The organism is Pseudonocardia sp. 2-7 (assembly GCF_056341085.1).
In genome coordinates this window covers 1-25,981 of the sequence record NZ_CP094507.1, presented here as the reverse complement: position 1 = coordinate 25,981, position 25,981 = coordinate 1, and the positions used below count along the sequence as shown (strand labels likewise).

Below are 25,981 nucleotides of genomic sequence, written 5' to 3'. Positions count from 1 at the left end.
GGAACGTGCTCGGTCAGCTTCGCAGATCCGGCGGCCCGGTGTACCGCTCGGTAGCTCCCTCAGTACGACGCGTCGTCCACCCGGGCCGCCGCGTCGCCGCCGGCGTCGCGGGCCGCGGCGTCGTCGAGGATCGTGGCCGTACCGCTGGTGCCGAAGCGGGTGACGCCCGCGGCGTGGAAGGCCAGCACGGTGTCGAGGTCCCGGACCCCGCCGGAGGCCTTGACCTGGACCTGCGGTCCGACGGTGGCGCGCATGAGCGCGAGGTGCTCGGGCGTGGCACCGCCGCCGGCGAAGCCGGTGGAGGTCTTCACGAACGCCGCGCCCGCCGACTCGGCGGCCCGGCAGCCGGCGACCACGTCGTCGTCGGACAGCAGTGCGGTCTCCAGGATCACCTTCACGACGCGGCCGTCGGCGGCCCCGACGACGGCGGCGATGTCGGCCTCGACGTCGTCGGTCAGGCCGCTCCGCAGCCGGCCGACGTTCAGCACCATGTCCAGCTCGGCGGCGCCGTCGGCGATCGCCTGCCGCGCCTCGGCGACCTTGGCCGCGGTGCTGGTCGTGCCGTGCGGGAAGCCGATCACGGTGCCGACGGCGACGCCGGTCCCCGCGAGCCGGGCGGCGGCGTGCGCGACGTCGGACGGGCGTACGCACACGCTGAAGATGCGGTAGCGGGCGGCGAGGTCGAGCTGGGCGTCGACCTCGGTGCGGGTCAGCTCTGGCTTGAGGATCGCGTGGTCGATCATCTCGGCGATCGCGGCGGCGGAGAGGGTCGTAGCGCTCACGGTGGTCCTTCGGGTCCCGGCGGGAGGATCGCCCCCGCGGGTGGTCGGCGGTCGGGTGCGAAGGCTACGCGCCCGGGGCGCCGCCGATCAGCACATGCGGTGACGGCCACCCGCTGCAATGCTGCTCGGACGTACCGGTGATCCCGGTGGCCGAAGGGGGTTCCCGACCATGGCGGACGACGACCGCTCCGTGCCGGATGCCGCGCAGGCCGCCGCTCCCGGGCCGACGCTGCGCTTCGAGCAGTCCAGCCACCCGGCGGGCGCCACCGTGCTGCACGCGATCGGCTCCATCGACGACGACACCTCCCCCGACCTGTGGGTCGAGATGGGCATCTGGTCCGAGGCGGGTCCCGAACTCATCCTCGACCTGACCGGCGTGGACTTCCTGGGGACGGCGGGGCTGAACTCGCTGCTCCAGTCGCGCGACATGCTGGGCGCCGAGGGCAAACGGCTCCGGGTGTACTGCGGTTCGAGCCGTCCCGCCCGACGCGCACTCCAGGTGACCGGCGCGATGGACCTGTTCGACGTCGTCGACCGGATCCCCGAGGAACCGGCCTCGTCGCGGAACATGCTGTTCGGCGTACCGGACCCGGACGTCCGCCTGGACGGTCAGCGCCGCTCGAACGACGGGTAGCCCGCGGCGGCCTCGTCGTCGCAGGCGCGTAGTACGCCCGCGACCCCGCCGGGCACCGCGTAGGGCGCGACCGGCTCCGCCGCGCACGACAGCGCCTCGATCGTCGACAGGCCGTCGGCGTCGAGGGCGCCGATCGCCCGGTCGACCCACTCGACCTGCCCCTGCAGGCAGGCCGCGTCGTTGCCGTACCCGAGGGTCGGCGCCAGCGGCGCGAACAGGTTCGGGAAGCCGGGGTGCGCCATCCCGAACAGGCCCGGCCCGGTGCCCAGCCGCCGCCCGTCGCGGCCGACGACGTCGATCCCGGCCCGGGTCGCGCCCGTGTCGAACCCGGTGGCCAGCACGATCGCGTCCAGCCCGACGACGGTCCCGTCGGCCAGCCCGACCCCCTCCGGCCGGATCCGCGTGACCGGGTTCCGGGCGACGGGGAGCACCTCGACGTCGTCGCGGTGGAAGGACTCCAGCCACCCCTGGTCGGTCGCGACGGGCCGCAGGCCGTAGTCGTCGCCCTCCGGGACCAGCGCCGCCGCGAGGCGGTCGTCGCCCAGCCGCGCCCGCATCCGGTCCCGGACGACGGCGGCCGCCGCGGCCCGCAGTGCCGGGTCGGACGCGAGCCCGGCGAGCCGGGCCGGGTGCAGCGCCAGCGGGTCCTCGTCGTGGACCGTCCCCAGACTGTGGAGTCCTCTGTGGACGGACGGGTGTCCGGTGCCGGACGGTGTGGACCGAACCGCCTCGCGCATCGCGGGCAACCGGTCTCGGTAGGCCGCGCGCTCCGGCCAGCCGAACATCGGGTTGGCCGCGGGCAGCACGAACCGCGGGGTCCGGGCCAGGACGGTGAGCCGGCCGACCCGCCCGGCCAGGGCCGGGACCAGCTGGACCGCGCTCGGCCCGCAGCCGACGACGCCGACCCGCAGCCCGTCGAGCCGGGGTCCCCCGGCCGGCCACGCTCCGGTGTGGACGACCGGCCCGGTGAAGTCCGACCGGCCGGGGACGGCGTCGGTGCGGGGCGCGGTGAACGACCCCGTGCAGCGGACCAGGAACCGCGCGGACAGCTCGTCGTCGCCGGTGCGGATCCGCCAGCGGCCGCCGTCCCAGCGGGCGGCGGTGACCGGTGTGGACAGTCGCAGGTCGCGGTGCAGGTCGAGCCGGTCGACGACGAACCGCAGCCAGCGCAGCACCTCGTAGCCGGCCGGGAAGCGCTCGCTCCACCCCCAGTCGCGGTACAGCTCGTCGGAGAACAGGTACTGGTAGGCGGCACCCTCGGTGTCGATGCGGGCACCCGGGAAACGCTGGTGGTGCCACACCCCGCCGGGCTCGGGCGCGGCGTCGACGCAGGTCACCCGCAGACCGCGCCGGCGCAGCAGGTGCAGCGCGTACAGACCCGCGACCCCCGCGCCGACGACCACGACGTCGTGCTCGTCCTCCACCGGCCCAGCGTGGCCGATCCGGGACGTCGCCGGACCGACCTGTCTCAGATCGACACGCGGCGCCCGGTGGGCGAGGCTGGGTCCGTGGTGTCCGGCGGGATGCGGTAGCGGCGGTGGAGGCGGTCCTCCTCGGGGTCGGCGGTCTCGTACTGCTGCTCGTCGGCGCCGAGCTGCTCGTCCGGTCCGGCAGCAGGCTCGCCACCCGGCTGGGCCTGTCCCCGATGGTCATCGGGCTGACGGTCGTCTCGGTCGGCACGAGCCTGCCCGAGCTCGCGATCGGCATCGACGCGGCACGCTCGGGCAGCCCGGGCATCGCCACCGGCAACATCGTCGGCACCAACCTGGCGAACCTGCTGCTCGTGCTCGGTCTGGGCGCGCTGCTGCGACCGGTCGCGTTCGACCGGCGCACGCTGCGCTTCGACCTGCCCGCGATGGTCGCCGCCGCGCTGCTGCTGTTCGTCCTGTCGCGCGACGGGTCGATCGGCCCGGCCGGCGGGGTCGTGCTGCTCCTCGCCGCCGTCGGCTACGTCGTGCTGGTGCTGCGCACCTCCCCGCGCGAGGACGTCACCGCCGAGGCCGACGCCGGCGACGGGCGCGGCGGCCCGCCGGTGCAGCTGCTGGTGCTGGTGGTCTCGCTGGCGCTGGTCGTGCTCGGCGCGGAGTGGCTGGTCGACGGCGCGGTGCAGGGGGCGCTGGTGCTCGGCGTCGACGAGGCGGTGATCGGGCTGACGGTCGTCGCGCTCGGTACGTCGGCGCCCGAGCTGGTGACGATGCTGGTCGCCGTCGCACGGCGGGAGACCGGGCTCGCCGTCGGGAACCTGGTCGGGTCCAGCGTCCTGAACATCGCGCTCGTGCTGGGGGCGACGGTGCTCGCCGCGTCCGGCGCGACGATCGCGGTCCCGCCGGACGTCGTCGACGCCGACCTGGTGCTGCTGGTCGTCGCGACCCTGGGGACGGGGCTGGCGATGCGGACCGGCTCCCGGCTGTCGCGGCCCGAGGGCGGACTGCTGGTGCTGGGCTATGCGGCCTATCTGACCTGGTTGGTCCTCACCCGGGTGTGAGCGGGTGTCGCACACTGGGCGCATGACAGCATCCGACGACGCATGGTCCTGGCCCGACGCGACGACCGCGGCGCGCGACCTCGCCGCGCACCTGGAGGACGCCGCCCGCGCCCTGCGCGACGGCCGCGCGGAGGTCCGCCGGTCCGCGACCGGCACGGCCTCCGACGGTCACCGGCAGCTGGAGGTCGACCTGACCTGGCGCGAGGACGCGTCCTAGGTGTACCCGGCCAGGAGGTTGGTGACGGTGCGGATGTCGCGACACGCAGTCGCGAGTCGTTGATCGTGAGGAGAGCCCCCAGGTGGGGTGTGGCTTGTCTAGGACCCACACCACCTGGAGGCTCTCGTGGCCCACCGTAATGCCCGCCTGACGTTCCACGGCCGGGTCCTGCTGGTCGACCGGATCGTGCGTCAGGGACGTCCTCGTGCCCACGTCGCGGCGGAGATGGGGGTCTCGCGCCAGTGCGCCGGCCGCTGGGTCGCCCGCTACCGCGCCGAAGGCGAGAACGGCCTGCACGACCGGTCCTCGCGCCCGCATCGCTGCCCAACTCGCACCACGGCCGACACCGAGGCTCGCGTGCTGGCCGTGCGCGCCCGCGACCGTCGTGGGCCCGATGAGATCGGCCCCGAACTCGGCCTCACCCCACGCACGGTGTCGCGGATCCTGCGCCGCCACCACGTCCCCTACCTGCGTGAACTCGACCCGCTCACCGGTGAGCGCATCCGCGCCAGCAAGACCACCGCGGTGCGCTACGAACGCGCCCGCCCCGGCGAGCTGGTACACATGGACGTCAAGAAGATCGGACGCATCCCCGACGGCGGCGGCTGGCGCGCGCACGGCCGCGCCAGCCGCGACGCCACTCGCGACCGTTCGACCAGAGTCGGGTTCGACTACATCCACTCGCTGGTCGATGACCACTCCCGGCTGGCCTACTCCGAGGTCCTGACCGACGAGAAGGGCACCACCTGCGCCGGGTTCCTCGCCCGGGCCGCGGGCTACTTCGCCAGACACGGCATCACCAGGATCGAACGGGTCATGACCGACAACGCCTGGGCCTACAAGTGGTCCCTACGGTCAGTGGTCGCCGACCTCGGGGCCCGGCAGGTGTTCATCAAGCCGCACTGCCCCTGGCAGAACGGCAAGGTCGAACGTCTCAATCGGACCCTGGCCACCGAGTGGGCCTACCGGCAGGTCTTCACCAGCAACGCCGAACGCACCGCAGCGCTTGCCCCCTGGATCGAGCACTACAACACTCGACGACGCCACAGCGCGCTCGGCGGGCTCCCACCGACCAGCCGACTGGCACCAACGTCATGACCGGGTACACCTAGGGGGTCAGCGCGCGGCGAGCTCGGCCCACACCCGCTTGCCGCGGCCCCGGGGGTCACAGCCCCAGGCCTGCGCGACGGCGTCGACGAGCTGCAGGCCGCGCCCACGCGCCGCCCGCAGGTCGAGCGGCTGGAGCAGCGGGCCACCCGCACCCTCGTCGTCGACCTCGATCCGCAGGGCGTCCCGGCCCCGGACCAGGGTCAGGCGGAACGCGGTACGGGCGTGGTCGACGACGTTCGCGACGAGCTCCTCGATGACCAGCATCGCGTCGGCGAGGGTGCCGGGGGCGAGGTCCCAGCCGACGAGGACGCGTTCCGCGGAACGCCGCGTCTCCCGGCCGACCCCGGCGTGCGGGACGTGCTCGGTGACGACCCGGTCGACGTCGCCGGTGCCGGGTTCCTCGACCTGCACGACGACCACCCCGGCGTCGTCGCTGAGGTGACCGCCGCAGTGCGCGAGGGCGGCGTCGGTGAGGGCGCGCGCGATCGTGTCGGCGTCGGCGCCCGGGTCGAGCGAGGCCAGCGTGCGCCGGGCGCCCTCCTCCCCCAGCTGCTCCCAGTGCCCGCGCACGTGCGCCTCGGTGATGCCGTCGGTGTAGAGCACCAGGCTGTCGCCCGCGGCGAGGGTGACGGCCTCGTCGGCCACCATCGGGGTGGTGCCGATGCCGAGGACCAGCCCGCCGCCGCCGTGGAACTCCGCGGTGCCGTCGGCGCGTCGCACGAGGGCGGGCGGGTGACCGGCCGAGGCGAGGTCGGCGTGCCAGGTGTCGGAGGGGCCGCGGCGCAGCGACGCGAGCGCGGCGGTGACGAAACTGGTGCGGCCGTCGAACCAGACGTGCAGGACGTCGTTGACGGTGCGCAGCACGGCGGCCGGGTCGTTCTCGAAGTGCGCGGCGGTGCGGGTGGCCGAGCGGGCCAGCGCGGTCGTCCGGGCGGCGCCGGCGCCCTTGCCCTGGACGTCGCCGATCACCACGGCGACGCCGTCCGGGGTGGGGACGGCGTCGTAGAAGTCGCCCATGACCTCCACGCCGGAGCCGCCGGGCAGGAAGCGGGCCGCGATGTCGACCCCGGGCAGCCGCGGGGGCTGCGCGGGCAGCAGCGACTCCTGCAGCGTCCGGGCCAGCGTCTCGATCTCGGCGGCGTCGCGGGCGGCGGCGACCGCCTGCCGCTCGGTCTCGCGCAGGGCCAGACGCAGCGCGATCTCGCCCTCGACGGCGTCGGCCAGGGTGCGGATCGTCTCGCGGTGCAGCGGGGTCCAGTCACGGACGACCACGTCCATCGCGCAGAGGTTGCCCACGACCTGGCCCGCGGGGTCGCGCACCGGCACGCCGAGCCAGGCGGCCGCACCGAAGTCGGTCATCAGCGAGAGGTCGCGCAGCCGTGGGTCGGCCCGCACGTCACCGGCACAGATCTCGCCGCCCGACTCGATGACGACCTTGCACCCGCTGTCCTCGACGGGCGCCGACCAGACGCCGTCCGGCCCGACGATCCGCGCGGGCTCGGGCGTGCCCTTGAGGAAGGTCCGGACCTCGTCGACGACGGTCAGCATGACCGCCGGGGTGCCGAGGACCACCGAGACCAGCCGGGTCAGGCGGTTGAACGCCTCGTCCGGCCCGGTGTCGAGCAGCTGGGTGGCCCGCACCGCGGCCAGTCGTGCCGGTGACGTCAGCGGCGACGGTGCCGCGACCGCAACGGGATCCGACACCAGGCTCATTCGCATGATCCTTGCACCGCTGCGTGCCGGCGTCCTGTCGGTGTGCCTCGGAGGCCGTGTGATCGTCAATTGTGACGATGCGGTTCAGCCCGCCGATCCGGTGTGGAGACGGGCGGCACACCGGATCAGGTGGTCCCGTTCGGCCGTGGAGGACGCCAGTGCCGCGGCCTCGGCGTAGAGACGCGCGGCCGTGGCCCGCTCCCCCGCCCGCTCGTGCAGGTGGGCGCTGACCGCGGTCCAGCGGGGCAGCGCCGGGTCGAGATCGGCGAGGGCCGCCAGCCCGGCCCGTGGCCCGTCGGCCTCCCCGACGGCGACCGCCCGGTTCAGCCGGGCGACCGGGCTGCCGGTGAGCCGGACCAGCTCGTCGTACCACTCGACGATCTGGGGCCAGTCGGTCTCCCCGGCGGCCGGCGCGTCGGCGTGCAGGGCGGCGACGGCCGCCTGGGCCTGGAACTCCCCCAGCCGGTCGCGGGCCAGCGCGGCCTGCAGCACCGCCACCCCCTCGGTGATCAGGGCGGTGTCCCAGCGGCCGCGGTCCTGCTCGGCCAGCGGCACCAGCTCGCCGGCCGGGCCGGTGCGGGCGGCGCGTCGGGCGTGGTGCAGCAGCATCAGCGCGAGCAGGCCCGCGACCTCGGGATGGTCGACCGACGCCGCGAGGCGCCGGGTCAGCCGGATCGCCTCGGCGGCGAGGTCGACGTCGCCGGAGTAGCCCTCGTTGAACACCAGGTAGAGGACCCGCAGGACGGTCGCGACGTCGCCGGGGCGGTCGAACCGCTCCCCCGCGACGGTGCGTTTGGCGCGGCTGATCCGCTGCGCCATCGTCGCCTCGGGCACCAGGTAGGCCGCGGCGATCTGCCGGGTGGTGAGCCCGCCGACCGCGCGCAGGGTGAGCGCGACCGCCGACGACGGCGACAGCGACGGGTGCGCGCACAGGAAGTACAGCTCGAGCGCGTCGTCGTGGTCCGGCGCCGGGCCGGGCGCCGGCTCGGCCTCGGCCCGTTCCTCCCGGCCACGACGCGCGGTCTCCGACCGGGTGGCGTCGAGGAAGCGGCGCCAGGCCACCGTCACGAGCCAGCCCTTCGGGTCCCGCGGCGGGTCCGCGGGCCAGGTCCGCAGGGCCTCGACGAGCGCGTCCTGCACGGCGTCCTCGGCCGCCGCGAAGTCCGCACCGCGGCGGCCGAGGATCCCCAGTACCTCCGGGACGAGGCCGCGCAGCAGCGCGGCGTCGGCGCCGGCCACCTCGCCGCTCACTCCGTGACGGTCGGCGGGACCTCGAGGAACGGGCGCAGCTCGATCCACTCGTGGATCGGCTCCCCACCGGCGCCGGGAGCCGCCGACAGCCCACCGGTCAGCTCGACGGCCCGCTCGTAGCTGTCGACGTCGACGATCATCCAGCCGGCGACGAGGTCCTTGGTCTCCGCGAACGGACCGTCGGTGACCGGCGGGCGGCCCTCGCCGTCGTAGCGGACGAAGGTGCCCTCCGGCGCCAGCGCCTGGGCGTCGACGAACTCGCCGGTCTCCTTCAGGGACTCGGCGAAGTCCTGCATGAAGCGGATGTGCGCGGTGACCTCCTCGGGAGCCCAGCGGTCCATCGGGACGTCGTTCTTCGGGGCCGGGGCGCCGCGGTAGTGCTTGAGCAGCAGGTACTTGGCCATGGTGTGTCTCCTCGGTGCTCGTCGCGGCCCATCCTGGCCGCGTTCACCCCGGGGACGGAACCGGACGCGCGTTCTCGACATGTCCGCTCGATTTTTCTCCTACCCGTCAGTAAGTTCCACACATGATCAGAGCGACGTCCGTCCGCACCGTGTCCGCGACGCCCGAGACGGTGTGGTCGGTGCTGTCCGACCACGAGGGCATGTCGGCGTGGGCGCCGGGCCTGAAGGTGGCCGTCACGCGGGCCGGGACGCCGGAGCCCAACGGTGTCGGCACCGTCCGCAAGGTCGGCATCGGCTCGCCCGGTCCGATCGTCGAGGAGGTCACCGCGTTCGAGCCGGGGCGACGCCTCGGGTACCGCGCGCTGGCCGGTGTGCCGCTGAAGAACTACCGCGGCGAGGTCACGCTGCGCCCGGTCGGCACCGGTACCGAGATCACCTACGCGGTCGAGGCCGACAAGCGGCTGCCGGCGGGCGAGACGCTGCTCGCGAAGGGACTGTCGAAGGTGCTGCTGTCCGGCCTGGTCCGCGGGGTCGGCGCCGGTCCGCGCTGACCGGCCCTGCTGCCCGGGTCAGGTCTCGTCCGGCCGCGGGCCGACCGGCTCGCCGTGCCGGTACCAGGCGGCGGACGGTGCCCCGATGACCGAGAGCAGCTGCAGCTTCTCGTGGGTCTCGCTGCCCGGGACGGCGGTGTAGACCAGCAGCAGGTGGGACTGGTCGGGGTCGAGCAGCGTCTGGCAGTGCAGCTCCAGTGGGCCGACCTCGGGGTGGAGGAGGCGTTTGACGTCGTCGGTCCGGACGCCGACCTCGTGGGAGTCCCACAGCGCGCGGAACTCCTCGTTCTCCGGGTACAGGAGATCGGCGAGGTGGGCCGCGCGGGACCCCGGCCCGCGCCGGGCCGCGACCGCCCGCAGGCTCGAGACGTAGCGGCGCGACAGGAACGCGTGGTCCTCCTGCGGGTGGAGCAGACGGGCGCCGGGGTCGGTGAACCAGCGGTAGCCGATGCTCCGCGACGGGCCGGTGAACCCGGTGGTGTCGCCGGTCAACGCGACCCCCAGTGAGGTCTGGCGCAGCGTCTCGCCGAGCTCGGTGACGATCTCGGCGGGGGTGTCGACGAGGCGGTCGAGGATGCGCAGCAGGCCGGGACCGATGTGGTCGCTGGTCGCGCCCCGGGCGGGCGGATGCTGCCCGGCGAGGCGGAACAGGTGATCGCGCTCGTCGAGCGAGAGGTGCAGCCCCTGGGCGATCGCGGCGATCATCTGCTCCGACGGCCGCGGGCCACGCTCCCGTTCGAGGCGCGCGTAGTAGTCGGTCGACATGTGGCACAGCGCCGCGGCCTCCTCGCGGCGCAGCCCGCTGGTACGACGGCGCTGCCCCCGCGGCAGCCCCACGTCCTCCGGTTGCAGTACCTCACGGCGCCGCCGCAGGAACTGGGCCAGGCCCACCCGGTCGATCATCCGTACCGCCTCTCGGTCGCCTCCGTCCGTTCCTACCGGGACACACGGCGCGGAGCCACGGACCGTCGATCCGCCCCACCCGGTCGGGGCCGCACGGCCCAGGGGTGGATCGGGAGGCCGTGGTTGCGGGCCGGCGGTGGGGCGAACGTGGTCGGCACACGGCCACCGACCCGAGGAGCCCAGCGTGCCGAACGAACTCTTCCCGCTCGACCCGACCACCACCGTGCCGCCGGGCCGCCCGGAGGAGCACCGCACCGACGAGCCGGCCCGGGCCGCGGGTGCCGCCACCCTGTCCGCGGCGATGCGGACCAGCCTGGACCGCTCCGGCGGCGCCGTCGGGATCCTCCTCGCCGCCGCGCCCGCCGTCGCCTTCGTGGCGGCCGACGCGGCGGGCGGGCTGACCTGAGCGTTCATCGCGCTCGCCGTCGCCGCGCCGGTGACGTTCGGCGTGCGCCTGGCCCGCCGGGAGTCACAGCGGGCCGCCGTCGTCGGTCTGGCGGTGGCCGGCGTGTGCGCCGCCGCCCCCGCGTTCTCCGGCGAGGCCCGGGCGTTCTTCCTGCTCCCCACCCTGATCCCGGCCGCACTCGGCGTGCTGTTCCTCGGCTCGGTCCTCGTCCGCCGCCCGGTGACCGGGACCCTGTTCAACCGGCTGGTCGGCGGCCCCGAGGACTGGCGTGGGCACCCCCGGCTGATGCGCGTCTACACCGTCAGCACGCTGGCCGGCGTCGTGCTCCACGCGCTCAACCTCACCCTGCGCGCCGTGGCCTACCTCGCGGACCGGCCCGCCGTCCTGGCCGCGCTCGGCGTCGCCGCCGTACCGGCCTTCGCCGCGCTCGCCGCGGGCACCCTCGTCGCCGCCCGCCGCGCGATCGGCCCCCGCGGCGCCACCGCCGCCTGACCACCGCCCGACCTCGAGCACCGCACCACCAGGGAGACAGCATGTCCCGCACCCGCGACATCACCATCGGCGACCTCACCGGCCGGCTCGCCGTCGTCACCGGCGCCAGCGACGGCATCGGGCTCGGTATCGCCACCCGGCTCGCCGCCGCAGGAGCCGAGATCGTGCTGCCCGTCCGCAACCGGCGCAAGGGCGAGGCGGCGGTCGACGCGATCCGCACCCGCGCCCCCGGCGCGACCGTGTCCCTGCGTGAGCTGGACCTGTCGTCGCTGGGCTCCGTCGCCGCGCTCGGTGTCATGCTGCGGGGCGAGGGCCGCCCGATCCACATCCTGGTCAACAACGCCGGCGTCATGACCCCGCCCCGGCGGGCGACGACCGTCGACGGCTTCGAGCTGCAGTTCGGCACCAACCACCTCGGTCACGTGGCCCTCGTCGCGCACCTGCTCCCGCTGCTGCGCGCCGGCCGGGCACGGGTGACCTCCCAGCTCAGCGTTGCCGCCCGCCGCGGCCGGATCGCCTGGGACGACCTCCAGGCGCAGGTCGGCTACGGCAACGGCATGGCCGCCTACGCCCGGTCGAAGATCGCGTTCGGGCTGTTCGCCCTCGAGCTCGACCGCCGCAGCCGCGCCGGGCGCTGGGGCATCACCAGCAACGTGTCCCACCCCGGGATCGCCCCGACCAGCCTGCTCGCCGCGCGTGCCGAGGTCGGTCGCGAGCAGCCCGCGCGGGGACGACGGGTGATCGGCGCGCTCTCGGCCCGCGGCATCCTCGTCGGGACCGCGCAGAGCGCCGGGCTGCCCGCGCTGTACGCCGCGACCTCCCCGGACGCACACGGTGGGCGGTTCTACGGGCCCGACGGATTCGGGGGTCTGGGTGGTGCGCCCACCGAGCTGGGCCTCTACCGGCCCCTGCGCAGCACCGACGACGCCGAGCGCATCTGGCGCGTCTCGCAGGAGCTCACCGAGGTCTCGTTCGACGGTGGGGACGCCGTCGCGACCGAGGACACGGTCGTCCTGCACCGCGACGCCCGGTGAGCACGGGGGTCGGACCCCGGCGGCGCGCCGCCACCATTCCTCGACGCCGCGACCGACCTCGCCCTCCCACTCGTCAGCACCGTCCCGGGTGCTCGGCTCGCTGCCGGTGCGCCGGAGCGCGCATGGATCGGCCGGGAACGGGCACGACACAGGACATGAGCAACCACGAACGCCGACGGGGCCTGGACGAGGTCATCGACCCGGAGGAGGGCGCGACGCCCGACCACCGTGAGCACGCCAAGACTCCGCACCCGCCGGACGACGAGGAGCTGGAGCGCCGCGCGCAGCGCGAGCGGGAGCAGACGGGTGCCGGCGGCCCGCTGCGCGAGGACGGCTGAGCAGGCCGGACGACGGGTGGGTCGGTCGGCTCACGGAGTCGGTCGGCCCGTCCGCGGCACGGGTCCGCAGCCACCGGCACGGGGCCTGCGCCGGAGCGGCGTGTTCCACGTGGAACAGCTGGGCACCCGGGAGAACCGCATGTGGTGGGTGGTCGCCCACCGGGACACCGCCACGACTGCGTCACAGTGGCGGTCGGGCCGTCCGGCGGGTCGCCCCGACCACGGACACCGGCGAGAAGTGCGTATCAGCTGGTGGAGACAAGGGGAATCGAACCCCTAACCCCCGCCTTGCAAAGGCGGTGCTCTGCCAATTGAGCTATGTCCCCTGGTGGGTCCCGATCACGGTACCCCGGGAAGCGGAGTCAGCGGGTGGTGGCCTCGTGCCACAGGTCGTCGGACCCGACGCCGCGGAAGCGGGACCAGCCGAAGTACGCGGCACCGGCGGCGACGGCCAGCACGAACAGCTTCTTCATTGCAGGTCTCCTCGCGAATGACTGTCGGAGGGGGAAGGTGTGGGCCTAGCTGGATTTGAACCAGCGACCTCATCGTTATCAGCGATGCGCTCTAACCAACTGAGCTATAGGCCCGTGCAACAGGAGAAACACTACCGCACGGGGTCGGGTGGGTTACGAGGGGGTCCCCCTCCACCCGGCCCCGTGCGGGGTGCGAGACGACGCTCCGGTCAGTCCCGCTCGGAGAGCGTGACCTCGATGCCGCCGACCAGGTCGGCGGCCACGTTGTAGACGAACGCGACCACGGTGATGGCCACCGCGAACAGCAGGCTGTTCACCGCGCCGACGACGGCGGCGAGCCCGAAGACCCGTCCGACGCTGATCAGCGAGCCCCCGGTCTCCTGCTGCGAGGTGACCAGGTCGGCGTAGGTGCCGTTGAGCCGGTCCCAGACGCCCATGCCGCCGAGCACGCCGTAGAGGACGCCCGCGGCGACCATCCACACCAGCCATAGCACGACGGCCAGCGCCAGGGCCATCTTCAGCACCGACCACGGGTCGAGCCGCTTGAGCTGCAGCAGCGCCTGGCGCGGGGGCCGGTTGCGGACCGAGGCGCGCGGCGTGTCCGCCGGGGCCGTGCCGTTCTCGCGCTGCTCCGGGTCGCGGACGGCGGTCGTCGCGCCGGCCGCACCGGCGCCGGGGGCGGTCATGAACGCGGTCGGGGCCTCGCTCAGCAGCGAGTCCGCGACCGAGCCGCCGTCGCGGTCGTCGTGGGTGTCGGGCACCCGGCGCCACGGGGGCGGCGAGGCCGCGGCCGGGTCGGCCGCGGGCTCGGCGTCGTCGCGCGGGCCGGGGACGTGGTCGGCCGGGGCCGCCGTCGTCGACGGGTCGTGGTCGGCGTCGGTGGCGACGGTGCGGGCCTCGTCCTGCGACGGGGTGCGGTCGTCGGTGCTCACGAGTGGGAGCTCTCCTCGCTGGTCGTCGCTCGGTACTGCCCCGGTCCCACGGCGTGTGCCGGGTGGCCGGCCCCGCGGGGCCGGCCACCCGACGTGCACTACGCCTGCTGGCCCGGGTCCTCCTCGGTCTCCTCCGCGTTGCGGGCGACGGCCAGCAGCGTGGAGCTCTCGCCCAGGTTCATCAGGCGGACTCCCTTCGTCTGCCGGCCGGCCTTCCGCACCTCGCGGGCGGAGGTCCGGATGACCCCGCCGGTGGAGGTGATCGCGTACAGCTCGTCGTCGATACCGACGATGAGCGCACCGACCAGCGTGCCACGCCGACGGTCGTACTGGAGGGTCAACACTCCCTTCCCGCCACGGCCCTGAACGGGGTAGTCCTCGATCGGGGTGCGCTTCGCGTAGCCACCGGTGGTGGCGACGAGCAGGTAGGTGTCGGAACGGATCACGCCGAGGGCCAGCAGCTTGTCGCCCTCGTTGAACCGCATCCCCAGCACACCGGAGGTGGCGCGGCCCATCGGGCGCAGCGCGTCGTCGGACGCGGTGAACCGGATGGACTGGCCCTCGGCGGACACGAGGAGCAGATCGTCATCACCCGAACAGAGGACGGCGCCGACCAGCTCGTCGTCGTCGCGCAGGTTGATGCCGATGAGGCCGCCGGCCCGGTTGGAGTCGAAGTCGGTCAGGCGCGACTTCTTCACCAGGCCGTTGCGGGTGGCCAGGACCAGGTACGGCCGCGCCGAGTAGTCCTTGATCTGCATGACCTGGGCGATCTCCTCCTCCGGCTGCAGGGCCAGGAGGTTCGCCAGGTGCTGGCCGCGCGCGGTGCGGTTGGCCTCGGGCAGCTCGTAGGCCTTGAGCCGGTAGACCCGCCCGCGGTTGGTGAAGAACAGCATCCAGTCGTGCGTGGAGCACACGAAGAAGTGGTTGACGATGTCGTCCTGCTTCAGCTGCGCCCCCTGCACGCCCTTCCCGCCGCGCTTCTGGGCGCGGTACAGGTCGGTCTTCGTGCGCTTGGCGTAGCCGGTGCGGGTGATCGTGACGACGACGTCCTCGACCGCGATCAGGTCCTCGTCGGTGACGTCGCCGTCGTAGCCGACGATCCGGGTGCGGCGGTCGTCGCCGTGGGCCTCGACCAGCTCGGCGAGCTCGTCGCGGACGATCTGCCGCTGGCGCTCCGGACGGGCCAGGATGTCCTGGTAGTCCGCGATCTCGCGCTCGATCTCGGCGAGCTCGTCGATGATCTTCTGGCGCTCCAGCGCGGCGAGGCGACGCAGCTGCATGTCCAGGATGGCCTGGGCCTGGATGTCGTCGACGTCGAGCAGGTCGATCAGGCCGGCCCGGGCGACGTCGACCGTGGCCGACGCCCGGATCAGGGCGATGACCTCGTCGAGCGCGTCCAGCGCCTTGACCAGACCACGCAGGATGTGGGCCCGCTCCTCGGCCTTGCGGAGCCGGTAGCGGGTCCGCCGGACGATGACCTCGATCTGGTGCCGGACGTAGTGCCGGATCATCTGGTCGAGGCGCAGCGTGCGCGGGACGCCGTCGACGATCGACAGCATGTTCACACCGAAGCTGTGCTGCAGCTGGGTGTGCTTGTACAGGTTGTTCAGGACGACCTTGGCGACGGCGTCGCGCTTGAGCGTGACGACGATCCGCATGCCGATGCGGTCCGAGGACTCGTCGACGATCTCGGAGATCCCGGCGATCTTGCCGTCGCGGACCATGCCCGCGATCGACTCGATCAGGTTGTCCGGGTTGACCATGTAGGGCAGCTCGGTGACCACCAGGGTGGTGCGGCCCTTGGCGTCCTCCTCGACCTCGACGACGGCCCGCATCCGGACCGAGCCGCGCCCGGTCCGGTAGGCGGACTCGATGCCGTCGCGCCCGACGATGAGGCCGTGGGTCGGGAAGTCCGGCCCCTTGATGCGCTCCATGACCGCTTCGAGCAGCTCGTCGTCGGTGGCGTCGGGGTTCTCCAGGCACCAGGCGACGCCGGCGCCGACCTCGCGCAGGTTGTGCGGCGGGATGTTCGTCGCCATGCCGACCGCGATGCCGGAGCTGCCGTTGATGAGCAGGTTCGGCACCCGCGACGGCAGGACGACCGGTTCCTGGGTCTTGCCGTCGTAGTTGTCCAGGTAGTCGACGGTCTCCTCGTCGATGTCCTGGAGCATCGCCATCGCCAGCGGCGAGAGCCGGCACTCGGTGTACCGCATGGCCGCGGCCGGGTCGTTGCCGCGCGAGCCGAAGTTGCCCTGCCCCTGGATCAGCGGGTAGCGCATCGACCAGGGCTGGGCCAGCCGCACGAGGGCGTCGTAGATCGCCGAGTCGCCGTGCGGGTGGTAGTTGCCCATGACGTCGCCGACGACGCGGGCGCACTTGACCGGGGCGCGGTCGGGCCGGAAGCCGTTCTCCCCCATCGAGTAGAGGACGCGGCGGTGGACCGGCTTGAGACCGTCCTCCACCAGCGGCAGCGCCCGCCCGACGATCACGCTCATCGCGTAGTCGATGTACGAGCGCTGCATCTCCTGCTGGATGTCGACCGGTTCGACCCGGCCCCCACCCTCTCCGCCGCCTGCCGCGGGGGCGGCGGGGTCGATCGTGTCCGTCACGAAGTCTCCTCGTGCGTGTTCATACGTGCGTCTGGATCAGATGTGTGGATCAGACGTCCAGGAAGCGCACGTCCTTGGCGTTGCGGGTGATGAAGGACCGGCGGGATTCGACGTCCTCACCCATCAGCACCGAGAACAGCTCGTCGGCGGTGGCGGCGTCGTCCAGGCTCACCTGCAGCAGCAGCCGGTTCGTCGGGTCCATCGTGGTCTCCCACAGCTCCTTGGCGTCCATCTCGCCGAGACCCTTGTAGCGCTGCACGCCCTGGTCCTTGGGGAGCTTCTTGCCCGCGGCCCGGCCGGCCTCGATCAGGCCGTCGCGCTCGCGGTCGGAGTAGGCGTACTCCGGCTCGGCCCCGCGACCGGACCACTTGAGCTTGTACAGCGGCGGCTGCGCCAGGAACACGTGCCCGTTCTCGATCAGCGGGCGCATGAAGCGGAACAGCAGCGTGAGCAGGAGCGTCCGGATGTGCTGGCCGTCGACGTCGGCGTCGGCCATCAGCACCAGCTTGTGGTACCGCAGCTTGGCCAGATCGAAGTCGTCGTGGATGCCGGTGCCCATCGCGGTGATGATCGACTGGACCTCGGTGTTCTTGAGGACGCGGTCGATCCGGGCCTTCTCGACGTTGATGATCTTGCCGCGGATGGGCAGGATCGCCTGGTGCATCGAGTCGCGGCCGGCCTTCGCCGAGCCGCCCGCGGAGTCACCCTCGACGATGTAGAGCTCGCAGCTCTCCGGGTCGCGCGAGCGGCAGTCCGACAGCTTGCCGGGCAGGCCGCCGATGTCGCCGGCGCTCTTGCGGCGCACGAGCTCGCGGGCACGGCGCGCGGCCAGACGGGCCTGGGCCGAGGAGACCGCCTTGGTGACGATCGTCTTCGCCTCGGTGGGGTTGCGCTCGAACCAGTCGGCGAGCCACTCGTTCGACACGCGCTGGACGAACGACTTGACCTCGGTGTTGCCGAGCTTGGTCTTGGTCTGGCCCTCGAACTGCGGCTCCGAGACCTTGACCGAGACGATCGCGGCGAGGCCCTCGCGGATGTCGTCGCCGGACAGCGCCGGGTCCTTCTCCTTGATGAGCTTCTTGTCGCGCGCGTACTTGTTGACCGTCGCGGTCAGCGCGTGGCGGAATCCCTCCTCGTGGGTGCCGCCCTCGTGCGTGTTGATCGTGTTCGCGAAGGTGTAGACCGACTCGGAGTAGCCCGAGTTCCACTGCATCGCGACCTCGACCTGGTGGCCGGGGCCCTCGCCGGTGTAGCTGACGATCTTGCGGTGGATCGGGTCCTTCGACTTGTTCAGGTGCGCGACGAAGTCCTCCAGCCCGTTCGGGTAGTGGAAGACGTACTCCTTGGGCTTGGCCACGTAGCCCTCGGCGTCGGGCTCGTCGTCCGCGTCGACCTCCGGGACGGGCGCCTCGATCGGGTTGCCGTCGGAGTCGACCGCGTCCGACGACGGGACACCCGCCGGCTTCTCCGGCCGCCGCTCGTCGCGCAGGACCATGGTGAGGCCCTTGTTCAGGAACGTCTGCTCCTGCAGCCGGCGACGGATCGTCTCCAGCGTGTAGCTGGTCGTCTCGAAGATCTTCGGGTCGGCCCAGTAGGTGATCGTGGTGCCGGTGTCGGCCTTCTTCGTGGTGCCGGCCTCGACGAGCTCGCCGGGCACGGCGTACTCGTAGTGCTGGCGCCAGATCTGGCCGTCGCGGCGGACCTCGACGTCGAGCGCGGTGGACAGCGCGTTCACGACCGAGACGCCGACACCGTGCAGACCACCGGACACGGCGTAGGACTTGTCGTCGAACTTGCCGCCGGCGTGCAGGCTGGTGAGGACGACCTCGAGGGTCGGCTTCTTCTCCACCGGGTGCATCTCGACGGGGATGCCGCGGCCGTCGTCCTCGACGCGGATGCCGCCGTCGGCCTGCAGGGTCACGACGACCTTCGTGGCGTGACCGGCCATCGCCTCGTCGACCGAGTTGTCCACCACCTCCCAGATCAGGTGGTGCAGGCCCCGCTCACCGGTCGAGCCGATGTACATGCCGGGCCGCTTGCGGACCGCCTCCAGGCCCTTGAGGACCGTGATGGACGACGCGCCGTAGGCGTTGTTCGCTGCCTTGTCGGAAGCCACGGGTAGCTGCTTCTCCTCGCCACGTGAACCGCCCGCGCGACGCGCGCACCACCGGTGCGACGACGACGGAACGGTTCCACCGACCGGGCGCTCTGGTCATGTCTTGGGGAGCCACCCGGGAAACACCTGTCGATCCTACCCGTCGGGACCGACGGAAAGACGGGAAGGACCCACCCAGAAGCGCCACAGACGGACGAACGGCGTCCGGTGCGGGATCGGACGTGCCCCTGCGGGGTCGAGCGGACCGGCGGCCGTGTCATCCCGCGCTCACCGCCGACGAGAGACACGAGGCCGGCGGGGTGCGGCTCCTCACCCGATCCGGCCCCCCACGACCCCTCGGGGCGACGTGACGCGCCCACAACGTGCACCCCGGTGCCCACCACCCGTTCGGCGGCACCCGACCCCCTGCCCGGTGCCCCCAGGGGAACTTTCGTGGCTTAGAGCGCTACGAGGGTTCCCCTGGGGGCACGCCGGGGGCGGTGCCGCGGCGGAGCGGGAGGCAGGGCGCGGCTCAGCCGTAGGTGTCGCGGGGGCCGCGGCCGCGGACGTGCCGCGGACCGTGCCGCCAGCTCGGCCCGCTCGGCCCGACGACCCGGATCCGGCGCACGACGTCCGGCCCGACCGCGGCGGCGAGCCGGGTCAGCAGCTGACGCTGCAGGGTCCGCAGCTGGGTGGCCCACGCCGTGGACTCGGCCTGCAGGGTCAGCTCGCCGTCGCGCAGCGAGACCGGTGTGCAGTGGTCGGCGACGTCCGGCCCGACCAGCTGCGGCCACCGGCCGAGGACGGTCGCGTCGGTCAGCCGGTTCGACCAGCCGCGGTCCACCGACACCCGCGACACCAGACGTCCGAACGGCTGCGGGTCCCGGTCGTCGGGCCCCGCCCCCGACCAGCGACGACGACGCCCCCGTCCGGAGACCACGCGCAGCTTGGGCCGGTCGGCCTGCGCCCGCTCCTCGGCCTTGCGGGCCGACGCCTCGCGGGCCGCGCGCAGCGCCTCGCGCGCGAGGTCGGCCCCGCGCAGGTTCGCGCGGTCGCCGGCGAGCAGGTCGCCCTGCTCCCCCGGGACACCGCCGCCCGGGACGTCCCCGCCCGTGACCGCGTCGTGACCGGGACCGGTGTCGCGTCCGTCCCCAGGTACGGCGCCGTCGGTGCCCAGTCCCCGGCGTCCTGTCCTCCGGTTTCCGGTTCCGGAACGGCGTCCGTCCCCCGGTGCTCCTGAGTTATCCACAGTATCCACAGCCTTGTCCCCAGAATGCCGTGACACGTTCGAGACCTGCCGGGGCGATCACGCGGGCACCTCGCCGTCGCGGCTCACCGTCCGGTCGCCGACGGCGAACCGGACCCCGTCGAGCTCCGCGGGCACGTCCTCGGCCACCGCGGCGGTCACCAGGACCTGCTCCGCGTCGGCCACCAGGCCGGCCAGCGCGCGGCGGCGGGCCGAGTCCAGCTCGGCGAAGACGTCGTCCAGCACGAGGACCGGCTCGACGTCGTCGGCGTGCAGCAGGCGGTAGGACGCCAGCCGCAGCGCCAGCGCGAACGCCCAGGACTCGCCGTGGCTGGCGTAGCCCTTCGCCGGTCCCTCGCCGAGGGCGAGGTCCAGCTCGTCGCGGTGCGGGCCGACCAGGCAGACCCCGCGTTCGACCTCCTGGGACCGCACCTCGGCCAGCCGGTCCAGCAGCAGCGACTCCAGGTCCCCGGTCGACGACGGCAGCTCCGCGACCCCCGCCGTCCCGAGGCTGGACCGGTAGTCCAGGCCGATCGGGTCCGACGACGGCGCGATCGCCGCGAACGCCTCGCGGGCGTAGGGCGCCAGCGCGACGACGAGCTCGCGCCGCCCGGCCAGCAGCGCCGCGCCGGTACGGGCGAGATGCCCGTCCCAGACCTCCAGCGTCGCCAGGTCGTCGGGCAGCTCCGGGTCCGCGGCCACCGGCGCCCGGGACCGGCCACGGGCCCCGCGCAGTGCCGGCTTCGCGGACTTCAGCAGGGCCGAGCGCTGGCGCAGGACCTTGTCGTAGTCGGCGCGGACGCCGGCGTAGCGCGGGAACCGCGCGACGAGCAGCTCGTCGAGGAAACGCCGGCGCTCCGACGGGTCGCCCCGCACCAGCGCCAGGTCCTCCGGCGCGAACAGCACGCTGCGCAGGATCCCCAGGACGTCGCGCGGCCGCGAGACCGGTGAGCGGTTGACCCGCGCCCGGTTCTGCTTGCCGTTGTTGATCTCCAGCTCGACGCCGAGCTTCCGGCCGTGGTGGTGCACCTCGCCGCGGACGACGGCCTGCTCGGCCCCGCGCCGGATCAGCGGCGCGTCGGAGGAGACCCGGTGCGAGCCGAGGGTGGCGAGGTAGCCGATCCCCTCGACCAGGTTGGTCTTGCCGACGCCGTTGGACCCGACCAGCACGGTCACGCCGGGGTCGAGCTCCAGCTCGGCCTCCGGCCAGGACCGGAAGTCGGTGACCGAGAACCGCCTGAGGTACACCGCCTGGTCACCCTTCCCGTCCGGCTCGGCGCCGGGTCACTGCTGCGTCGAACCGCCGCCGGACGACGGTCCCGCCTTGTCGCCCGGGGCACCGGCCGGCCCGGACTTCTTCACCGCGTGCCCGCCGAACTGCTGGCGCAGCGCGGCGACGGCCTTCATCGCGGGCGACTCGGCCTGCCGGGAGGAGAACCGGGCGAACAGCGCCGCGGAGATGACCGGCAGCGGCACCGCGTGCGCGATGGCCTCCTCGATCGTCCAGCGGCCCTCGCCGGAGTCGTCCACCCAGCCCTCGAGCTGGTCGAGACGGGGGTCCTCCTTCAGCGCGTCGACCAGCAGGTCGAGCAGCCAGGAACGGACGACGGTGCCGCGCGACCAGGCCTGGATCACCCCGGGCACGTCGGTGATCAGCTCGCTGGCCTCCATCAGCTCGAAGCCCTCGGCGTAGGCCTGCATGAGGCCGTACTCGATGCCGTTGTGGACCATCTTCGCGAAGTGGCCCGCGCCCACCGGCCCGGCGTGCGCGAACCCCTCCTCGCGCACGCCCTCGGGACGCAGCGCGTCGAAGATCGGCATGGCGCGCTCGATGTGCTCGGGCTCGCCGCCCGCCATCAGGCCGTAGCCGTTGTCCTTGCCCCAGATCCCGCCGGAGACGCCGCAGTCGACGTAGCCGATGCCGTGCGCGTCGAGCAGCGCGGCGTTGGGCTGGTCGTCGGTGTAGCGGGAGTTGCCGCCGTCGATGACCAGGTCACCGGGATCCAGCGTGGTCGCCAGCGTGGCGACGGTGTTCCGGGTCGGCTCGCCGGAGGGCACCATGACCCACACGACGCGCGGCGCGGCCAGTGCGCCCGCGAGCTCCGCGAGCGAGGCCACGTCGCTGACCTCCGGGCGGGGGTCGTAGCCGACCACCTCGTGCCCGGCGGCCCGCAGCCGCTCCCGCATGTTGCCGCCCATGCGGCCGAGTCCGATCATGCCGATCTGCACGGCAGTGGCCCCCTTCGCGTCCGTGCCGCCGGCATGCCCGTAGGGCACCGGTGGCCCTCGTCGATCACACCGCGGACGAGTCTTCCCCCTCGCCGGGACACCCGCCCGGCGGGGGGTCAGCCGGGCAGCCGCACCGGCATCAGCAGGTGCAGGTAGCCGGACTTCTCCGGCGACGGCGCCTCGCCGGCGTCGTCGGTGGCGGGCTTGGGCACCGGGCGGACCAGCGCGGGCCGGTTCGGCGTGGTGAACGTCAGCTGGGCGCGGTCGGTGTGCAGCGCGCCGAGGGCGTCGAGCAGGTAGCCCGGGTTGAACGCGATCGTCAGCGGGCTGCCGTCGAGCGCGCAGGGCAGCTCCTCCTCGGCGGACCCGACGTCGTCGCCGCCGGCGGCCAGGCGCAGCCCGTCCTCGCCGAACTCCATCCGGATCTGGGCGACCCGGTCCGCGACGAGCGAGACACGCTTGATCGCCTCGACCAGCAGCGCCACGTCGAGCTCGACCGCGGTGGTGTGCTCGGCCGGGATCAGCTGGCGGAAGCGGGGGAACTCGGCGTCGAGCAGCCGACTGGTGGAGCGGCGGCCGCCGCCGGTGAGCCCGAGCATCCCGTCCCCGGCCGACAGCGCGATCTCCACGGTGCCGGACCCGGCGAGGGTCTTGGCGACCTCGGCCAGGGTCTTGGCCGGGATCAGCACCGCGGTCGAGATCGAGGCGTCCTCCGGGGACCACTCGAGCTCGCGGACGGCGAGCCGGAACCGGTCGGTGGCCGCGAGCGTCAGCTGCGAACCCTCGATCTCGAGCCGGATGCCGGTCAGCATCGGCAGCGTGTCGTCCCGCCCGGACGCGACGGCGACCTGGGCGACGGCGGCGGCGAGCGCGTCGGCGGCGACCGACCCGGCGCGCTGCGGCATGTCGGGCAGCTGCGGGTAGTCCTCGACCGGCATCGTCGGGAGGCTGAACCGGGAGTTGCCGCAGTTGATCGTGGCGCGGGAGCCGTCGACGGTCAGGTCGACCGGCTTGGACGGGAGCGCCCGGGTGATGTCGGCCAGCAGCCGCCCGGAGACGAGCGTGCGGCCCGGCTTCCCGACCGTCGCGTCGAGCTCGACGCGCGCCGAGGTCTCGTAGTCGAAGCCGGAGACGGTCAGCTTCTCGCCGGACTCGCCGTCGGACTGGATGAGGACCCCGCCGAGCACGGGCACCGGCGGACGAGCCGGGAGGCTGCGCGCCACCCAGGCGGCCGCGTCCGCGAGGACGTCGCGTTCGACCCGGAACTTCATCTGGAGACCTTCCCCGGTAGCGCCCGGCTCGGACCACGGCGCGGGGCCGGGTCGTCGACGGGACGGCGGTGCGGCGGCGGACCGGTTCGTCCTCCGGGTCCGGCCGGCGCCGTGGCCCGGAGGGGCTGCGGAGCGGAGTGGCCGGAACGGGATCGGAAGCCGGGGTTCGCCGGGACGCTCACGGTAGAGCCTCGCCCCGACAGTTTCCACGCCACCCCGGTGCCCGTTCGGTGTCCCCGTCCGTGACCCCCGTCCGGGGGTCGGTCCACACAGGTGTTCTTGGGAAGAAGAGATAGAGAGAGACAAACCGTCGTAGTACTAAGTCCTGTGCACAGTGTGGATGGAGCGCATCCCCGCTGGTCAGCAGGCCGCGTCGGCTGGGGATGCGGCGGTGGGGGCACCCGTTGACAGGTCCGTGGAGCGGTGGACCGACGGCGTCGACTCTCATCCGTCCCCGGTTCATCCCGGGTTCACCACAGAGTTGTCCACGGATCCCGGGCGATCCGTCCACCGGGCTGCGACGAGCCATCCACAGAGTTGTCCCCAGATGTGGGTGGAAACGTGGTGGATCGTGGACCCAGGGTGATGGCGGGCACACGCCGTTCGGCACTCCCGCATTGCACGATGAACCCACAGACGTCCCACCCGTCACAGGAATGTCGACGGAGCGTGACCGGCGGGTGAGCGCAAGCGATCACCGGGACGAGTGGTGAAGCGCCGAGTGCCTACTACCGGACGACGAACGGGAGTGGTGGGGCCGACACGCGGGTGACGCCACGCCGTCCCCGATCGGTACCACGCCGGGCGGTCCCGGTGTCCCGGCCGTCCGCGGCGGCGGGGGTGCCGATCACCCGGGGACGGCTCGCAACGCGCCGCAGCGGCGATCTGGGGGCCGTGGCCCCTGTGGGTTGCACGGGATCGGTCCCGGTGCGCGCGGTGACCGCCGGGAACGCGTCCTGCCTGGTCACGGTGGGGCCGGCCGGGCTGTGGAGAAGCGGTGCGACCGGTGGACAACCCGCCTCGGGCGGGCCACCGGAGAAGGTCAGTGCCGGGCGCGCAGCTTGATCCGCGCGGTCAGCTCCTGCACCTGTTCGAAGGTCTTCCGCCGGAGCGAGATCTCGTTGCGGATCTTCTTGTCGGCGTGCATGACGGTCGTGTGGTCCCGGCCGCCGAAGGTCTGCCCGATGCGCGGCAGCGACAGGTCGGTCAGCTCGCGGCACAGGTACATGGCGATCTGGCGGGCCTGGGCGAGCGCCTTCGTCTTGCCGGGCCCGGACAGCTCGTCGAGCGTGAGGCCGAAGAACTCGGCGGTGACCGCCATGATCGTCGGCGCGGTGATCTCCGAGGCTGCGGAGTCCGGGATCAGGTCGCGCAGCACGATCTCGGCGAGCTGGGTGTCGACGGCCTGACGGTTCAGCGACGCGAACGCCGTGACCCGGATCAGCGCGCCCTCGAGCTCGCGGATGTTGCGCTCGATCCGCTCCGCGATGAACTCCAGGACCTCACCGGGGACGGCGAGCCGGTCCTGCGCGGCCTTCTTCCGCAGGATCGCGATCCGCGTCTCCAGCTCGGGCGGCTGGATGTCGGTGATCAGACCCCACTCGAACCGCGTGCGCATCCTGTCCTCGAGGGTCTCGAGGCGCTTGGGCGGCCGGTCGGAGGAGACGACGATCTGCTTGTTCGCGTTGTGGAGGGTGTTGAAGGTGTGGAAGAACTCCTCCTGCGTCCCCTCCTTGCCCTCCAGGAACTGGATGTCGTCGACCAGCAGCACGTCGACGTCCCGGTAGCGGCGCTGGAAGGCGACCTTGCGGTCGTCGCGCAGGGAGTTGATGAAGTCGTTCGTGAACTCCTCGGTACTGACGTACCGGACCCGCATCCCGGGGAACAGCCGCTGGGCGTAGTGCCCGACGGCGTGCAGCAGGTGGGTCTTGCCCAGCCCGGACTCGCCCCAGATGAACAGCGGGTTGTACGCCCGCGCCGGCGCCTCGGCCACCGCGACCGCGGCGGCGTGGCTGAACCGGTTCGAGGCACCGATGACGAAGGTGTCGAAGGTGTAGCGCTCGTTGAGCCGGGTCTGCGACCGCGGCGCGACCGGGTCGCCCGCCTGCGGCGCGGTGTAGGCCGGCCACGAGGTCTGGCCCTCGCGCGAGCCCGGCTCCGGGCGCCCGGTGGGCTGCGGCGCCCACCCCCCGGACGACGACGGCGCCGGCTCGGCCGACCAGCCGCGGTCGATGCCCGATGGGCCGGCGTCGTCGCGGCGGGCCCCGTCGGCGAAGCCGTTGCCGAACCCGCCGTCGACGCCCGCCTGCGGCCCGGTGTCCGGGCCGGTGCCGTCGGTCGGGGCGTGCTCGCGCGCGGGGCGGTCGTGTGCGGGACGGGCGTCGTGGTCCCCGTCGGCCGACGCGGCCGGGTCGGCGCCGGCCCGGCCGCCGGTGCCGGTGTCGCGGACGCTGTCCCCCGCGGTGACGCCGCGGTGCATGCCGAACCCGGGCGGGTCGGGGACCTCGGTGCCGCCGGACGCCGCGGAGGCGTCGACGACGACGGCGAGGTTGACCGCCACACCGAGGTGGCGGCCGAGGGCGTCGCTGATCGGCCTGCGCAGGATCCGCTCGATGGCGTCCTTCGCGAACTCGCTCGGCGCGGCGAGCAGTGCGGTGCCGTCGAGCAGGCCGAGGGGACGGGTCAGGCGCAGGAACGCGCGCTGCTGCGGGGAGAGGGCGGGTGTGCCGGACTCGGCCGACGCGCCGGAGAGATCGGCGATGACCCGGTTCCAGACCGCGCCGAGATCGCCCGGCTGGTCGGTCAT

Annotated in this window: 24 protein-coding genes and 2 tRNA genes; 9 read left to right on the top strand and 17 right to left on the bottom strand. The window is 73.4% G+C overall.

Going from position 1 to position 25,981, the window contains the following annotated elements:
• Positions 1-59: 59 nt before the first annotated feature.
• Complete coding sequence (deoC, locus tag MTO91_RS00130; RefSeq protein ID WP_405420674.1) at positions 60-782, bottom strand: deoxyribose-phosphate aldolase; 723 nt, start codon at positions 780-782, stop codon at positions 60-62.
• A gap of 169 nt (positions 783-951) precedes the next feature.
• On the opposite strand from deoC, the gene MTO91_RS00125 reads away from it, so the two are divergent.
• The gene (locus MTO91_RS00125; RefSeq protein ID WP_073573723.1) at positions 952-1,416 is read left to right on the top strand and encodes an STAS domain-containing protein; all 465 of its coding nucleotides are present in this window, start codon (positions 952-954) and stop codon (positions 1,414-1,416) included.
• On the opposite strand, the gene MTO91_RS00120 is transcribed toward MTO91_RS00125, so the two are convergent.
• Positions 1,392-2,840 carry a flavin-containing monooxygenase gene (locus MTO91_RS00120; protein WP_405420677.1) on the bottom strand — a complete coding sequence of 483 codons (1,449 nt, stop codon included), beginning with the start codon at positions 2,838-2,840 and terminating at the stop codon, positions 1,392-1,394. The genes MTO91_RS00125 and MTO91_RS00120 overlap by 25 nt on opposite strands.
• Positions 2,841-2,953: 113 nt before the next feature.
• On the opposite strand from MTO91_RS00120, the gene MTO91_RS00115 reads away from it, so the two are divergent.
• The 3 genes from MTO91_RS00115 to MTO91_RS00105 all read left to right on the top strand — a co-directional run bounded on the left by MTO91_RS00115 (position 2,954) and on the right by MTO91_RS00105 (position 5,216).
• The gene (locus MTO91_RS00115; protein WP_405420680.1) at positions 2,954-3,901 is read left to right on the top strand and encodes a calcium/sodium antiporter; all 948 of its coding nucleotides are present in this window, start codon (positions 2,954-2,956) and stop codon (positions 3,899-3,901) included.
• Between the two features lie 22 nt (positions 3,902-3,923).
• Entirely contained in the window at positions 3,924-4,118 is a 195-nt protein-coding gene (locus tag MTO91_RS00110) for a hypothetical protein (protein ID WP_346107717.1), read from the top strand.
• 126 nt (positions 4,119-4,244) lie between these two features.
• Positions 4,245-5,216 carry an IS481 family transposase gene (locus MTO91_RS00105; protein ID WP_476651756.1) on the top strand — a complete coding sequence of 324 codons (972 nt, stop codon included), beginning with the start codon at positions 4,245-4,247 and terminating at the stop codon, positions 5,214-5,216.
• 18 nt (positions 5,217-5,234) lie between these two features.
• On the opposite strand, the gene MTO91_RS00100 is transcribed toward MTO91_RS00105, so the two are convergent.
• The 3 genes from MTO91_RS00100 to MTO91_RS00090 form a co-directional block, all read right to left on the bottom strand.
• Complete coding sequence (locus MTO91_RS00100; RefSeq protein ID WP_345647899.1) at positions 5,235-6,941, bottom strand: ATP-binding SpoIIE family protein phosphatase; 1,707 nt, start codon at positions 6,939-6,941, stop codon at positions 5,235-5,237.
• An 84-nt stretch (positions 6,942-7,025) separates the two neighbouring features.
• The gene (locus tag MTO91_RS00095) at positions 7,026-8,192 is read right to left on the bottom strand and encodes an RNA polymerase sigma factor (RefSeq protein WP_405420684.1); all 1,167 of its coding nucleotides are present in this window, start codon (positions 8,190-8,192) and stop codon (positions 7,026-7,028) included.
• Positions 8,189-8,596, bottom strand: coding sequence for a YciI family protein (locus MTO91_RS00090; RefSeq protein ID WP_476653226.1), 408 nt, complete (start codon positions 8,594-8,596; stop codon positions 8,189-8,191). The genes MTO91_RS00095 and MTO91_RS00090 overlap by 4 nt, the downstream gene beginning before the upstream one ends.
• Before the next feature lie 122 nt (positions 8,597-8,718).
• On the opposite strand from MTO91_RS00090, the gene MTO91_RS00085 reads away from it, so the two are divergent.
• The gene (locus MTO91_RS00085) at positions 8,719-9,147 is read left to right on the top strand and encodes an SRPBCC family protein (protein ID WP_100879109.1); all 429 of its coding nucleotides are present in this window, start codon (positions 8,719-8,721) and stop codon (positions 9,145-9,147) included.
• 18 nt (positions 9,148-9,165) lie between these two features.
• Here MTO91_RS00085 and MTO91_RS00080 read toward each other — a convergent pair whose 3' ends face one another.
• A complete protein-coding gene (locus MTO91_RS00080) occupies positions 9,166-10,050 on the bottom strand; it encodes a helix-turn-helix transcriptional regulator (protein ID WP_346107710.1) in 885 nt (294 codons plus the stop codon).
• A gap of 184 nt (positions 10,051-10,234) precedes the next feature.
• Between MTO91_RS00080 and MTO91_RS00075 the strand changes: the two genes are divergently transcribed.
• The 4 genes from MTO91_RS00075 (at position 10,235) to MTO91_RS00060 (ending at position 12,320) form a co-directional block, all read left to right on the top strand.
• On the top strand, positions 10,235-10,456 hold the full coding sequence (locus MTO91_RS00075; RefSeq protein ID WP_405420689.1) for a hypothetical protein: 222 nt from the start codon (positions 10,235-10,237) through the stop codon (positions 10,454-10,456).
• A gap of 6 nt (positions 10,457-10,462) precedes the next feature.
• Positions 10,463-10,948: a DUF3159 domain-containing protein gene (locus MTO91_RS00070; RefSeq protein ID WP_476654976.1), complete on the top strand. Its 486-nt coding sequence runs from the start codon at positions 10,463-10,465 to the stop codon at positions 10,946-10,948.
• Between the two features lie 41 nt (positions 10,949-10,989).
• A complete protein-coding gene (locus MTO91_RS00065; protein ID WP_476653224.1) occupies positions 10,990-11,982 on the top strand; it encodes an SDR family oxidoreductase in 993 nt (330 codons plus the stop codon).
• A 155-nt stretch (positions 11,983-12,137) separates the two neighbouring features.
• Positions 12,138-12,320: a hypothetical protein gene (locus MTO91_RS00060; protein WP_405420698.1), complete on the top strand. Its 183-nt coding sequence runs from the start codon at positions 12,138-12,140 to the stop codon at positions 12,318-12,320.
• Between the two features lie 250 nt (positions 12,321-12,570).
• Here the strand turns inward: MTO91_RS00060 and MTO91_RS00055 are convergent.
• From MTO91_RS00055 to dnaA, 11 genes are all read right to left on the bottom strand, one after another.
• Positions 12,571-12,646 (bottom strand) — tRNA-Ala (locus tag MTO91_RS00055).
• Positions 12,647-12,682: 36 nt separating this feature from the next.
• Positions 12,683-12,793: a DLW-39 family protein gene (locus tag MTO91_RS00050; RefSeq protein WP_208820446.1), complete on the bottom strand. Its 111-nt coding sequence runs from the start codon at positions 12,791-12,793 to the stop codon at positions 12,683-12,685.
• Between the two features lie 40 nt (positions 12,794-12,833).
• A tRNA-Ile gene (locus MTO91_RS00045) sits at positions 12,834-12,907 on the bottom strand.
• A gap of 95 nt (positions 12,908-13,002) precedes the next feature.
• The gene (locus tag MTO91_RS00040) at positions 13,003-13,725 is read right to left on the bottom strand and encodes a DUF3566 domain-containing protein (protein WP_224401041.1); all 723 of its coding nucleotides are present in this window, start codon (positions 13,723-13,725) and stop codon (positions 13,003-13,005) included.
• Positions 13,726-13,823: 98 nt separating this feature from the next.
• A complete protein-coding gene (gyrA, locus tag MTO91_RS00035; protein ID WP_476653222.1) occupies positions 13,824-16,334 on the bottom strand; it encodes a DNA gyrase subunit A in 2,511 nt (836 codons plus the stop codon).
• Positions 16,335-16,383: 49 nt separating this feature from the next.
• Entirely contained in the window at positions 16,384-18,450 is a 2,067-nt protein-coding gene (gene gyrB, locus MTO91_RS00030; protein WP_405420707.1) for a DNA topoisomerase (ATP-hydrolyzing) subunit B, read from the bottom strand.
• A gap of 511 nt (positions 18,451-18,961) precedes the next feature.
• The gene (locus MTO91_RS00025) at positions 18,962-19,678 is read right to left on the bottom strand and encodes a DciA family protein (RefSeq protein ID WP_405420709.1); all 717 of its coding nucleotides are present in this window, start codon (positions 19,676-19,678) and stop codon (positions 18,962-18,964) included.
• 57 nt (positions 19,679-19,735) lie between these two features.
• Positions 19,736-20,923: a DNA replication/repair protein RecF gene (gene recF, locus MTO91_RS00020; protein WP_405420712.1), complete on the bottom strand. Its 1,188-nt coding sequence runs from the start codon at positions 20,921-20,923 to the stop codon at positions 19,736-19,738.
• Between the two features lie 36 nt (positions 20,924-20,959).
• Positions 20,960-21,904, bottom strand: coding sequence for a phosphogluconate dehydrogenase (NAD(+)-dependent, decarboxylating) (gene gnd / locus MTO91_RS00015; RefSeq protein WP_208820455.1), 945 nt, complete (start codon positions 21,902-21,904; stop codon positions 20,960-20,962).
• Between the two features lie 116 nt (positions 21,905-22,020).
• Positions 22,021-23,175 (bottom strand): DNA polymerase III subunit beta, encoded by a 1,155-nt coding sequence (gene dnaN, locus MTO91_RS00010; RefSeq protein WP_476653220.1) that lies wholly within the window; start codon positions 23,173-23,175, stop codon positions 22,021-22,023.
• Between the two features lie 1,042 nt (positions 23,176-24,217).
• Positions 24,218-25,981, bottom strand: coding sequence for a chromosomal replication initiator protein DnaA (dnaA, locus tag MTO91_RS00005; RefSeq protein ID WP_476653219.1), 1,764 nt, complete (start codon positions 25,979-25,981; stop codon positions 24,218-24,220).